The sequence below is a fragment of the Kribbella pratensis genome, assembly GCF_004366075.1.
In the GTDB taxonomy this organism is placed as follows: Bacteria; Actinomycetota; Actinomycetes; order Propionibacteriales; family Kribbellaceae; genus Kribbella; species Kribbella pratensis.
The window spans coordinates 1735904-1747764 of the sequence record NZ_SODU01000001.1 but is presented as its reverse complement, the minus strand read 5'-3'; the positions used below and the strand labels follow the sequence as shown (position 1 = coordinate 1747764).

The following is an 11861-nucleotide window of genomic DNA, read 5'->3' as shown; positions in this document are numbered from 1 at the left end:
CAACAGCCTCCCCTTTGCCGCAAACATCGTGAACCGACGGAATCGGCCCGACAAGGGTTCGCCGTCCGTTTCCGGACAGCTACCAGGAAGGTACGGAGAGTTGCGTCAGAAGGTGTGTTCGTCTCCCGGGAATGCGCCGGAGGCGACCTCGGAGGCGTACGTCGTGGCGGCGTTGGTGAGGATGCCGCGCAGGTCGGCGTACTGCTTGACGAAGCGGGGCATGGTGCCGGAGCGGAGGCCGGCCATGTCCTGCCACACCAGCACCTGGGCGTCGGTGTCGCGGCCGGCGCCGATGCCGATCGTCGGGATCGGGATGCGCTTGGTGATCTCCGCGGCGACGTCGCCCGGCACCATCTCCAGCACCACCGAGAACGCACCGGCCTCGGCGAGCGCCACGGCGTCGTCGATCAGACCGGCTGCCTGATCGCCCCGGCCCTGGACGCGGTACCCGCCGATACTGTGCTCGCTCTGCGGGGTGAAACCGATATGCGCCATCACCGGGATGCCGGACTGCGTGAGCTTCTCGACCATCGGTACCACGGTCCGCCCGCCCTCGAGCTTCACCGCGTGGACGCCGGCTTCCTTCATGAACCGCACTGCCGTGTGGAACGCCTGCTCCGGCGACGCCTGGTAGGACCCGAACGGCAGGTCCGCGACGACCAGCGAATGCTCGACCGCACCGGCGACCGCACGCGCCAACGGGATGAGCTCGTCGACCGTCACCCGCAGCGTCGTGTCGTAGCCGAACACGTTGTTCGCGGCGGAGTCACCGACGAGCAGGACCGGGATGCCGGCCTGGTCGAAGATCTCGGCGGTGTACTGGTCGTACGCCGTCAGCATCGCCCACTTCTCACCACGGCTCTTGAAGTCCCGCAGATGATGAATCCGGTACCGCCGCGGTCGCTTCACCCCGTTGCCGGCCGCCGCGCCTTCACCGGACGGCTTGCCTGCACCTCCGCCGTACGGCGAAACCTCCGCCTCACCACCCGGCGCAACACTCGCCACCACAGGCGAACCGGCTGCTGACGCACCACTCGCTGAAGCACCTGCTCCGTTGCCCGCGGACACTTTGCCGACGGCTGCACCAGCCGAGACCGCACTGTCCTGGATCGGTTGGGCGCGGCGGCCGGCTCGGTGTGAGGTGGCTTGTTCCGGGGAGACCTGGCTGGGGGCATCCTGCTGGACGTCCGCACGCCGGCGGGCGCCTAGCGGGCGTGCTGCGCCAGGTACGCGCGGTTGCTCGCCGGCCGGCGTACCAGCAGGCTCGTCGGTGCTCTCGTACTCGGCACTCGGGTCCGAGAGATACCCGCTGCGTACACCAGGAGCCGCTTCCTGCGACTGCCCACCCGACCGAAGCCGAATCTCCTGAGGCCGCGTCTCTTCACCACCCTGTCGCCGCTCAGCCTCCGCGCGCTGTCGGGCCTCTTCGCGTCGCCGAGCTGCTTCGCGTTGCTCAGCGTCCTGACGCCGCAAAGCTTCCAGGCGGCGTTCAGCGTCCTCGCGTCGCTGGGTGTCTTCCAGCTGACGGGCCGGCTCTTGCCGGACTGCTTCTTCTTGGCGGCGAGCGTCGTCGGGCTCGGGTGAGCGGAGCGGCTCGGCTGGGCGGGTCGGCTCAGGTGCTCGGGTGGGCTCGGGGATGCGGTCGTGGCCCCATACCGGTTCGGGGCCGGGGCCTGGCTCGTAACGGCGGGGTGGTTCCTGGCCGCGGCCGGGCTCCTGGGCCCGGGGCGCGTCCGGTGGCTGGAGGCGCTGCGGAGGTCGCGGCGGCTGCTGCGAACCCAACCCATTGCTCAAACCGTTGCTCGACCCATGGCTACTGAGTCCGTTGCTCAGCCCGTTGCTGGTGCCGTTGTTCGCGGCCGGTGGCTGTGGGACGAACGGGCTGGGTTGTGGTGCGGGACTGCTCCAGTTCGTGCTGCCGTTGGACGCCTGCGGCGGACGTTGCGGCGTACCGCTTCCACCCTGAGCCTGAGGCGTCGGAGACGGAGGCACCGGCGGCTGAGCCGGCCGCGGCTGTGCCGCACCTGACCCACCGCTACTCCCAGACCCGGGCCCGAACGGACTAGGCCGCCCCTGCGGCGATGCCTGCGGAGGCTGCTGCGGCCGGAACGGGTTCTGCTCCTGGTGCTCCCGCCCGTACGAGTCCTCCCGCGACTCCCCGTAGTACTCCCGCCGGTCCACGCGCTCCGACTGCTCCACCCGCGGTGGCTGCTGCGACGGAGGTGGCGCACTGGGCAGGTACGGCGGTTTCGGGACATACGGCTGCTGCGGGACCGGCCCGCGCTCGTACGTCCGCGGCGCGTTCGGCAGTGACGGTGACGGGTCGAGACCGCGGTCCCGCCAGGTGTCGTTGTCGTAGTCCGAGCGGCGGTGTTCCTCGGTTGCCCGGTTCGCCGGTCCGGTCCCGTACGGCGAGGGCGACTCCTCGTCGTCACCCTGGGTACCGGCCGACAGGAAATTGTCAACCATGCCGTCATCGTCCCATCGATACGGAGGGTGAGCGCCACCGCCTGTGGGTGAGCGATCGCTCACATCGTCCTTGGGCAGACCGGAGCGGTCGTGGGTCTCCTCGGTGGAGTCCCACGACCTCTCCTGGGTCCAGGGGTCGGGCTGGGATGGGCGGTACCGCCAGGAGTCGCTCAGTGCTCGGCCGCCTTTCGTGCGTCCTCACGCCATGCATTGGTGATCGGCAGCCGGCGGTCCCGCCCGAAGGCCTTGTGCGTGATCTTCGGGCCCGGCGGGTACTGCCGGCGCTTGTACTCGGCTCGGTCGACGAGCTGGATCACCTTGGTGACCAGTCCGGTGTCGAACCCGGCGGCGACCAGTTCCGCACTGCCACCGTCCTGCTCGACGTAATCGTCCAGCATGTCGTCGAGCAGGTCGTAGGCCGGCAGGGAGTCGCTGTCCATCTGGCCGGGACTGAGTTCGGCCGACGGCGGCTTGGCGATCGAGTTCGCCGGGATGGGCGGCTGCTGGCCGCGAGCCTTCGCGTCCGCGTTCCGCCATTTCGCCAGCCGCCAGACGACCGTCTTCGGGACGTCCTTCAGCGGCGCGTACCCGCCGACCGCGTCGCCGTAGATCGTCGAGTAGCCGACGGACAGTTCCGACTTGTTGCCGCAGGCAAGCACCAGGTGGCCGTCGGCGTTCGACAGCCCCATCCAGATCACCGCGCGGACCCGTGCCTGCAAATTCTCCTCGGCGAGCCCGGTCAGGCCGAGCGTGTCCAGGAACGGCTGCACCATCGGCTGGATCGGTACGACGCGGTAGTTCAGGCCGGTGCGCGCGGCGAGGTCGGCGGCGTCGTCCTTGGAATGGTCACTGGAGTACACGCTCGGGTTCGAGATCCCGAACACGTGCTCGGCGCCGATCGCGTCGCAGGCGATCGCGGCGACCAGCGAGGAGTCGATACCGCCGGACAGCCCGAGCAGCACGGACTTGAAGCCGTTCTTCTGCACGTAGTCGCGCAGGCCGGTGACGATCGCGCCGTACATCTCGGCCTCGTCGGACAGCCGCGGCGCGATGTTCGCCGGGATCGCCTCGTACGGCGCGAGCTCGTCCTCGTGGAGGACGGTGTGCACGATCTCGATGCCTTCGTGGGTGCCGGACGGCGTACCCGAGGCGGCCGGGAGGTCGAGGTCGACGACCATGCTGCCCTGCTCGAACTGCGGTGCGCGGGCGAAGATCTCGCCGTCCGCGTCGGCGATCAGCGAGTCGCCGTCGAACACGAGTTCGTCCTGTCCGCCGACGAGGTTCACGTACGCGAGTGCGCAGCCGGCTTCGCGGGCACGGCGCCGTACGAGATCACCGCGGACGTCGTCCTTGTTGGCCTCGTACGGCGAACTGTTGACGACGAGCAGGAGACCGGCACCGGCCTCGCGGGTGACCGCGACGGGTCCGCCGTCCTGCCAGAGGTCCTCGCAGATCACGAGGGCGACGTCGACGCCGTGGATGCGGACGACCTGCAACGTGTTGCCGGGGACGAAGTGCCGGAACTCGTCGAAGACGCCGTAGTTCGGCAGGTGGTGCTTCACGGCGCTCGTGACGACGCGGCCCTGGTGGATGACGGCGGCGGCGTTGGTGGGGGAGCCCTTCGGGCGGCCGAGGCGGTCGATACCCATCGCCGTACCGCCGGCCCGGTCGAGGTAGCCGCAGATCACCACGATGTCGCCGAGTCCTTCGTCGGCGAGCCGCTTCGCGAGGGAGTGGATCCGGTGCTGCGAGGCGTCCACGAACGACGCGCGCAGCGCGAGGTCCTCCACCGGGTAACCGGTCAGCCCGAGCTCCGGGAACGCGACCACGTGCGCACCTCGCTCGACCGCGTTCCGGGTCCACGCGACGATCTTGTCGGTATTCCCGTCGATGTCACCCACGGTCACATTGAGTTGAGCAAGCGCTACCCGAAGCTGAGGCACGAGAGCACATTACTGGTTCCCCCGGGCCGACCCCACGCCCATCGCCAACCTCTTACCAATGCCGAAGGAAACTCCGCACCCGATCGAGGTTCCCGTCCACCGTCTCCATGGCGTCCACGGTCAGCCGCTCACCATCCAACTGGGGGTACTCACTCCGCATCCGCAGCACGTGATCCCACCCCACCTCGTGCCATCCGGGGATGCCCCGCCGTCGTCCCTCCAGGCGCCGGCGGTGCTCACCTTCATCGCTGCAGACACACTCCACGATCCGCAACCGCCCGTCGTACCTCGCGGCCAGTTCGCCCCACCGCTCCGCGATTTCGGAGTTGACCAAGCAGTCCACGATCGCGGACTGCCCGAGCATCAACTGCCGTTCGACGAGGGTCCCCAGGAGGTCGTAGTACATCGCCAGGAAGGCCGCACGGTCGAGGCCGGCGAGGACGCCGTGCGGTCTGAGAGCTCCGAGCAACCAGTCGCCGGCGAAAGCCGGGACTCCGGTTTCGGTGGCCAGCTGTTCGGCCAGCGTCGACTTCCCGGTTCCCGGCAGGCCGGTGAACGCGATGATCTGCTTCACCGTGATGACGGTAGCCGTGCAACCATCGAACAGCGACGAAGGTTCACTCGGCAGGGACTTTCGTCGGATGTACCGCCGGCGCCGCATGGATTGACTGGGAACCATGACCCAAGGCGGACCGACCGGACTCAGCGAACGCGCCTTGGGCCCGGACCTCGCCCGCGGCTTCATGCTGCTCTTCATCGCGTTGGCGAACTCGCACTACTTCATCGGCGGCCGCGAGTACTTCGGCGGATTCCCGACCGCCGGATCGCCCGTCGACCACGGGCTCGGCCTACTGATCGCGACCTTCGTCGACGGTCGCGCCTTCCCGATGTTCGGCGTGCTCTTCGGGTACGGCGTCGCGCAGATCGTCCGCCGGCAACGCGAATCCGGCAACGAGTGGTGGCCGATCCGCAAGTTGCTGTGGCGGCGCAGCCTCGTCCTGATCGTGCTCGGATTCCTGCACGCGATGCTGCTCTACATCGGCGACATCCTCGCGGCGTACGGCGTACTCCTGTTCCTCGGCGTCTGGGCCCTGCGCTGGAAGGACCGTTGGCTGTTCCTCGTCGCCACTGCTGTCCTCGTCCTCACCGCACTGCCCAGCGGCGATTCCCTCGCAGGCCCCACCGAAGGCCCGGATCCTTCGATGCTCCCGGCATCCTTTCTCGGCCAGTTCCCCGACCGGTTGGTCGTGCAGCCGTTCATCGCCGGCCTCGGCTGGATCGGCTTCGTCACGCCGTTCCTGATCGGCCTGTGGGCGGGGCGCCGCCGGATCCTCGAACGCTCGGCCGAGCACCTCACCCTGCTCCGTACGACGGCCCTGCTCGGTCTCACGATCGCGATCCTCGGCGCGCTCCCGGTCTCGCTCGTCGTCGGCGGCGTACTCACCCGGCCGAGCGACCAGGCGGTGACGGTCCTCGGACCGTTGCACGACGCAACCGGCGTCTTCGGCGGATTCGGGTACGCCGCTCTCATCGTCCTGATCGCACACCGGATGGGCGATCGCCAGGGTCCTGTGACCGTGGCGATCGCCGCTGTCGGACAACGATCGTTGACGTGCTACCTGGCCCAGTCCGTCGTCTGGGCCGTCGTCTTCACGCCGTACCTGCTCGACCTGTCGGACACACTCACCACGACCACGACAGCTCTGCTCGCGGTCGCGACCTGGCTGGCGACCGTACTGCTCGCCGACCGGATGCGAAGCGCCGGCTACCGCGGGCCGTTCGAGCTCCTGATCCGACGGATCACATATCAGCCCAGGACGATCTCGGAGACGCGATCGCGTAGCTCCGGGAGGCGCGCGTAGAACACGTCGCCCGGGCACTGTGTCGTGTTGTAGTCGCGGTGCCCGACGATCGCGACCTGCGGGTCCAGGCCGTACTTCGTACACAACCACGCGCACGTCAGCGCCGACATGTCGAACAGCGCGACCGGAACGTTCTCGCTCACGTAGATGCCTTCGTGCTCGATGCCGATCGTGTGGCTGTTGTTGTTCGCGGTCTGCGCGCCGAGCACGTTCTGCCCGTTGTTGATCGACGACAGCGACTTGCTGCGGCCCTCCATCAGGAACCCACCGCGGCTGATCGTGAGCTGGTTGCCGATGTCGATCCAGCCGTTGGTGTCCATGTGCAGGTCCTGGATCCAGTGCTGGACCTTGTACGCCGCGGCGAGCGAGTAGTCGGTGACGTTCGGGCTCGCGGTGTGGTGGATGACGATGTGATCGGGCTTGCCGATCACCTGCGTCGCGGACCTGGGCGGGCGCGCCGACCATTCGGTGCGCGTGTAGCAGCGCGGCGCGGGGGCGGCGTGCGCTGCTGTCGGGAGGGTGATGCCGCCGAGCAGTACGCCGCCGGCGGTAGCGCCGAGGACGGTACGCCGGGACACCCGGGCACGTTGGAAATTTTCTGGGGCGGTCATGTTATAGAAAATCCCCTACGAACGAGACCGCCAAACCGGAATGATCTAATGACGTGGTGACACAGAGTCAGGCGCCGGAAGTGGTGCGGGTCGGGCGGGTCGGTAAGGCGGTGCGGGTGCTCGTCGCGGTCGCCGGGATCGGCCTGCTGATCAACGGGTCGGTGCGCGCCAGTGACGACGCCTGGCCGTTCGGTCCGATGTCGCAGTACGCGATGTCGGTCCCGGACGACGCCAAGATCGACTACACCCGGGTCAGCGCGGTGACGGACGCCGGCACGACGGTCGACGTACCGCTGAACATCGAAGGCGCCGGGGTGGCCCGCGCCGAGATCGAGGCGCGGTCCGGGGAGATCGTGAAGGACCCGTCGTTATTGCAGCAGGTCGCGGACGGGTGGGCGCGGAAGCATCCTGACCAGCCGAAGTACGTGAAGCTCGAACTGATCCGCGACACGACCCAGTTGGTGAAGGGCCGGGTCGAAGGACCGCCGACGTCCCAGGTGCTCGCGACCTGGGAGGTACGCCGATGAACGAGCGAAGCGAGTTCATCATCAAGCACAGCGGGCCTCGTGTCTCAGCCGCGCCCGGAGCGAAGCGAGGACGTGGATGAGCATCGCGAACTGGTTCACGCCGACGATCGCGCTGGCGCGGATCGCCTGGTTGCGGACGATCCTGTACCTGTTCGTCATCCTCGACATGCACGCGTTCGTCCGCGACACCCGCGACAAGGGCGAGCACCCCGGGCTGTACCAGCCGTTGCTCCTCGCCCGCCTCTTCGACCTGCCCAAACCGTCGGTCGCGAACACCACAGTCCTGTACGTCGTCCTGATCGTCGCGTGCCTGATCGGGGCGACGAACTACTTCCCCCGGGTGGCCGGCTGGATCGTCGCGCCGGCGTTCACCTGGTGGGTGCTGATCGGCATGAGCGACGGCAAGGTCGACCACGATCACCTCGCGCTGGTGATCGCGCTCTGGGTGCTGCCGACCGTGAAGGCGGACAGCCGGGGCATCACGTCGTACAGCGATCAAACTCGGTCGGAAGCGGCCGGCTGGGCGATCCGGTGCATCCAGATCTGCGTGATCGCGACGTACTTCCTGTCCGCGGTCGCGAAACTGCGCAGTGCCGGATGGGCGCTGAGCTGGCCCGGCAGCGCCGTACTGACCTGGGCGATCGTGCGGCGGCCGCACCCGGTCGGGGAGTGGCTGCTGCACTACCCGTGGGTGCTGCACGTGATGCAGTGGGTCGGCATCATCGGGGAGTTCTGTTCGCCGGTGATCCTGTGGCTCAAGGGGCGCTGGCAGCTGTTCGGGGCGCTGTTCTTCCTCGGGTTCCATGCGGCGAACACCGCGATCCTGCTGATCCACTTCCTGCCGACCGTCGTCTGCTGGCTCGCGTTCGCGCCACTCGAGCGCATCGCGCCGTGGTTCCAGGCGCGCCGTTCAGACCGCGATACCGGAGAGGCCGAAGACCAGGCCGAACACGGCCGGCAGGCCGAGCAGCAGGCCGGCGCGTAGCTTGAACCGGCGGCCGCCGGGGCCCGGGGTACGGACGACCCTGGACAGCACGGCGCCGGCGTACCCGAAGACCAGGGCGGCGAGCAGGATCTGGAGGGTCGGCAGGTTGTCGGCGTTGTGATGCGTCAGCCCGAGCGTGACCAGGCCCGGGCAGCAGAACGCGCACATCCCGAACCCGAGCTCCGGGATCGGCAGCCAGCGGCGCCCGAGCACGTCCCGCTCGGCATGTCGCTTACGCCGCAGCGACTGCGCGAAGCGAGCGGTACTGACGATCAGGTCGCTGAGGCAGAGGATCGCGGCCACGATCAGGGCGGCGTGGAAGATCGTCTGCACAAACAGACACGCTAGGCCCTGAATGCGGTCATGTCCGCCCAGCCACGTAACGTCTGCTTAACAAGGGCGGGGCACACTGTGAGAGACCCAGAGATGTGCCTGACAGATGTGCCCGAGAGATGTGCCTGACAGATGTTCCGGTGAGAGGTGGACTGATGGACAAGCAGCAGGAGTTCGTACTGCGCGCGCTGGAGGAGCGTGACGTACGTTTCGTGCGGCTCTGGTTCACCGACGTGCTCGGGTTCCTGAAGTCGGTCGCGGTCGCGCCGGCGGAGCTGGAGAGCGCCTTCGCGGAGGGACTCGGGTTCGACGGGTCGGCGATCGAGGGCTTCGCCCGGGTGACCGAGGCCGACATGCTGGCCAAGCCGGACCCGTCGACGTTCCAGATCCTGCCCTGGCGGGGCGAGACGATGGGCACCGCACGGATGTTCTGTGACATCAACATGCCCGACGGCTCGGCGTCGTTCGCCGACCCGCGGCACGTGCTGAAGCGCACCCTGTCGAAGGCCGCCGATCTCGGGTTCACGTTCTACACGCACCCGGAGATCGAGTTCTACCTGTTCAAGTCGCTCACCGGCGCACCCGGTACGACGCCGGAGCCGGTCGACTCGTCCGGGTACTTCGACCACACGCCGCAGGGCATCGGCAACGACTTCCGCCGCGAGGCGATCACGATGCTGGAGTCGATGGGGATCTCGGTCGAGTTCAGCCACCACGAGGGCGGCCCGGGGCAGCAGGAGATCGACCTGCGGTACGCCGACGCGCTCTCGACCGCCGACAACATCATGACGTTCCGCGTCGTGGTGAAGGAGGTGGCGCTCTCGCAGGGGATCTACGCGTCGTTCATGCCGAAGCCGTTGTCGGACCAGCCCGGGTCAGGCATGCACACCCACATGTCGCTGTTCGAGGGTGACCGCAACGCCTTCTTCGAGGGCGGCGCGCAGTACCAGCTGTCGAAGACCGGGCGGGCGTTCATCGCCGGACTGTTGCAGCACGCAGCCGAGATCACCGCGGTGACGAACCAGTGGGTGAACTCGTACAAGCGGCTCGCGGTCGGGGACGAGGCGCCGTCGTTCGTCTCGTGGGGTCACAACAACCGGTCCGCGCTCGTGCGGGTGCCGATGTACAAGCCGCACAAGGGCCAGTCGAGCCGGGTCGAGTTCCGGTCGCTCGACTCGGCCGCGAACCCGTACCTCGCCTTCGCGCTGATGCTCGCCGCCGGCCTCAAGGGCATCGAGGAAGGCTACGAGCTGCCGGTAGAGGTCGAGGAAGACATCTGGTCCCTGACGCCGCGCGAACGCAAAGCGCTCGGCATCAAGCCGCTGCCGGGCAGCCTCGCCGAAGCCATCAGCGCGATGGAGGACAGCGAACTGGTCGCCGAGACCCTCGGCGAGCACGTCTTCGACTTCTTCCTCCGCAACAAGCGCGCCGAATGGCAGGACTACCGCCGCCAGGTCACCCCCTTCGAGCTGAACAAGCTGCTCCCGGTCCTCTAGTACGACGGCCTATCGCGTGGGTCCGACGTGACCGACCATCCACACCGCGCGGCCGTTCCTACAGTCCCGTCCCGTCCAGGTGTCCTTGAAACTGTCGGCGCCGCCACCGCCGATATCGAGGGGTACGCCCGACCGCGCGACGACGTTGTTCGCTGGGTCGAGGATTTCGAAGGACTTCGCATCACCGCGCACGGTGTACCCGCGGGGCCACACGAGGGTCACCGCGGGACGGTCCGGGCCGGCCTGGACGCACCCGTTCGCGTCGACGGTCAAGGTGGTGCGGAAGAGTGCCTCCATTCCACTGGGATTGTCAAAGTCGGACCTGACGATTCGAGGGGCCGGCCCACTTGCTGCCGGCGGTTGTCCGTCGCCGGGGCGGACGATCCACGCGGTCCCGGCGATCACCGCGGCGGCGCCGAGCGCCGTACCCGCGACCGCGAGTCGCCTGTTGCGGATCCGGCGGTGCCGGATGCGCTCGGCCACCAGGTCCTCGGCAAGGTCAACGGCCTCGCTTCCTTCGGCGGCGCTGGCCCGGAGCAGTTCTCGAAGGTCGGTCATGGGGCACTCCCCTCGGTGACGCCGAGCTGCGGGGCGAGCTTCGCCCGGGCGTCGGCCAGGTGACGTTTCACGGTGCCCTCGGCACAGCCGAGCTCGGCCGCGACCTCGGCAACGGTCAGGTCTTCGTAGTACCGCAGGACAACGCACGCCCGCTGCCTCGGCGACAGGGTGCCCAGCGCCCTGCGGACCTCGTCTGCCACGGCAACGCGGTCGTCGTCGTGGTGTGGCACGTCGACCAGTAGATGGCGGGTCGCGTTCCACCGCGCGAGTCGCCGGCGGCCGTCGACGTACTGGTTCAGCATCGCGCGCCGGACGTACGCCTCGAGTTGATCGATGTCCTCGCCGATGCGGCGGCGGCCGAACACCCGCGTAAGCGCTTCCTGCACCAGGTCGCCGGCTGCTGCCGGGTCACCGGTCAGCAGATAGGCATAGCTACGCAGTGCACTGCCGCGCGTAGCCAGTAACGCCCGGAACGCATGTTCCCAGTCAGCCACCACACCACCGTCCGTCCTCTTACCGGTATAGACGAACAACCGGACGGCGACGTTGGGGGTCCGTCAGCACAAACCGAGGGCGTGCTCAGACTCCCGCGGGCTGGGTGGGGGAGTCGTCGGACGCGTGCTGGGAGGCCCAGCGGGCGGCCGCGGTGGAGTGCCGGTACGGCGGGTCGGTGCTGACCGGGGTGGCCTCGACGGCAGCCTCGAGTGACGGGGCCCTCGTGGGGACCGGAGTGCCGTCGGGGGCCAGGGCGTTGACCTCTTCGACGGTCAGCAGTCCCACGGGGCGGACGCCTTCGGTGATGATCACGATGCAGCCGGGGATCACCTGCTGGGCCCGATTTCCCTTGGCAGGAACGAGAATTCCGTCGGCCGGCGTCCGCCAGGCGCCCGGCGAGAAGTGCCGCAGCGCGATGCCGGCCTGGCCGTCCTCGGGCGTGCGGGGCGGGAGGTACGCGGTCGCCGTGTAGTCGTAGTCGTAGTCCGGCTCCGGCGGGCCGGAGACTCGTCCGCCCTGCTGGGGTGTCAACCACACCACCGTGCCGCGCACGGCGAGCGTCCCCGTCATCATCACCATGGA

12 protein-coding genes are annotated in these 11861 nt (G+C 68.4%); 4 read left to right on the top strand and 8 right to left on the bottom strand.

Translation table 11 applies throughout. From position 1 onward, the window contains the following. Window positions 1-105: 105 nt before the first annotated feature. From panB to EV137_RS08315, 3 genes are all read right to left on the bottom strand, one after another. Window positions 106-2469, bottom strand: a complete 2364-nt coding sequence (gene panB / locus EV137_RS41905; RefSeq protein WP_311136372.1) for a 3-methyl-2-oxobutanoate hydroxymethyltransferase — start codon at window positions 2467-2469, stop codon at window positions 106-108. A 170-nt stretch (window positions 2470-2639) separates the two neighbouring features. Further along, a complete protein-coding gene (locus EV137_RS08320; RefSeq protein WP_238175169.1) occupies window positions 2640-4370 on the bottom strand; it encodes an NAD+ synthase in 1731 nt (576 codons plus the stop codon). Between the two features lie 94 nt (window positions 4371-4464). Then, entirely contained in the window at window positions 4465-4986 is a 522-nt protein-coding gene (locus EV137_RS08315; RefSeq protein ID WP_166679797.1) for a P-loop nucleotide/nucleoside kinase family protein, read from the bottom strand. 103 nt (window positions 4987-5089) lie between these two features. On the opposite strand from EV137_RS08315, the gene EV137_RS08310 reads away from it, so the two are divergent. Further along, window positions 5090-6274, top strand: coding sequence for a DUF418 domain-containing protein (locus EV137_RS08310; protein ID WP_134127585.1), 1185 nt, complete (start codon window positions 5090-5092; stop codon window positions 6272-6274). On the opposite strand, the gene EV137_RS08305 is transcribed toward EV137_RS08310, so the two are convergent. After that, entirely contained in the window at window positions 6220-6852 is a 633-nt protein-coding gene (locus tag EV137_RS08305) for a peptidoglycan recognition protein family protein (protein ID WP_202870840.1), read from the bottom strand. The two genes, EV137_RS08310 and EV137_RS08305, sit on opposite strands and share 55 nt — an antisense overlap. A gap of 89 nt (window positions 6853-6941) precedes the next feature. Between EV137_RS08305 and EV137_RS08300 the strand changes: the two genes are divergently transcribed. Beyond that, window positions 6942-7412 (top strand): hypothetical protein, encoded by a 471-nt coding sequence (locus EV137_RS08300; RefSeq protein WP_238175168.1) that lies wholly within the window; start codon window positions 6942-6944, stop codon window positions 7410-7412. Between the two features lie 76 nt (window positions 7413-7488). Beyond that, a complete protein-coding gene (locus tag EV137_RS08295; RefSeq protein ID WP_134127581.1) occupies window positions 7489-8397 on the top strand; it encodes an HTTM domain-containing protein in 909 nt (302 codons plus the stop codon). On the opposite strand, the gene EV137_RS08290 is transcribed toward EV137_RS08295, so the two are convergent. Beyond that, window positions 8323-8730, bottom strand: a complete 408-nt coding sequence (locus EV137_RS08290) for a hypothetical protein (protein WP_133999509.1) — start codon at window positions 8728-8730, stop codon at window positions 8323-8325. The genes EV137_RS08295 and EV137_RS08290 overlap by 75 nt on opposite strands. Window positions 8731-8885: 155 nt before the next feature. Here EV137_RS08290 and glnA point away from each other — a divergent pair, with 155 nt between their 5' ends. Next, entirely contained in the window at window positions 8886-10226 is a 1341-nt protein-coding gene (gene glnA / locus EV137_RS08285) for a type I glutamate--ammonia ligase (protein ID WP_131342556.1), read from the top strand. A gap of 9 nt (window positions 10227-10235) precedes the next feature. Here glnA and EV137_RS08280 read toward each other — a convergent pair whose 3' ends face one another. The 3 genes from EV137_RS08280 to EV137_RS08270 all read right to left on the bottom strand — a co-directional run bounded on the left by EV137_RS08280 (window position 10236) and on the right by EV137_RS08270 (window position 11858). Next, window positions 10236-10784: a hypothetical protein gene (locus tag EV137_RS08280; protein WP_134127579.1), complete on the bottom strand. Its 549-nt coding sequence runs from the start codon at window positions 10782-10784 to the stop codon at window positions 10236-10238. Continuing rightward, window positions 10781-11278 (bottom strand): SigE family RNA polymerase sigma factor, encoded by a 498-nt coding sequence (locus tag EV137_RS08275; protein ID WP_134127577.1) that lies wholly within the window; start codon window positions 11276-11278, stop codon window positions 10781-10783. Before EV137_RS08275 ends, EV137_RS08280 begins: the two co-directional genes overlap by 4 nt. Before the next feature lie 85 nt (window positions 11279-11363). Next, the gene (locus tag EV137_RS08270; protein WP_133999500.1) at window positions 11364-11858 is read right to left on the bottom strand and encodes a hypothetical protein; all 495 of its coding nucleotides are present in this window, start codon (window positions 11856-11858) and stop codon (window positions 11364-11366) included. Window positions 11859-11861: the final 3 nt, after the last annotated feature.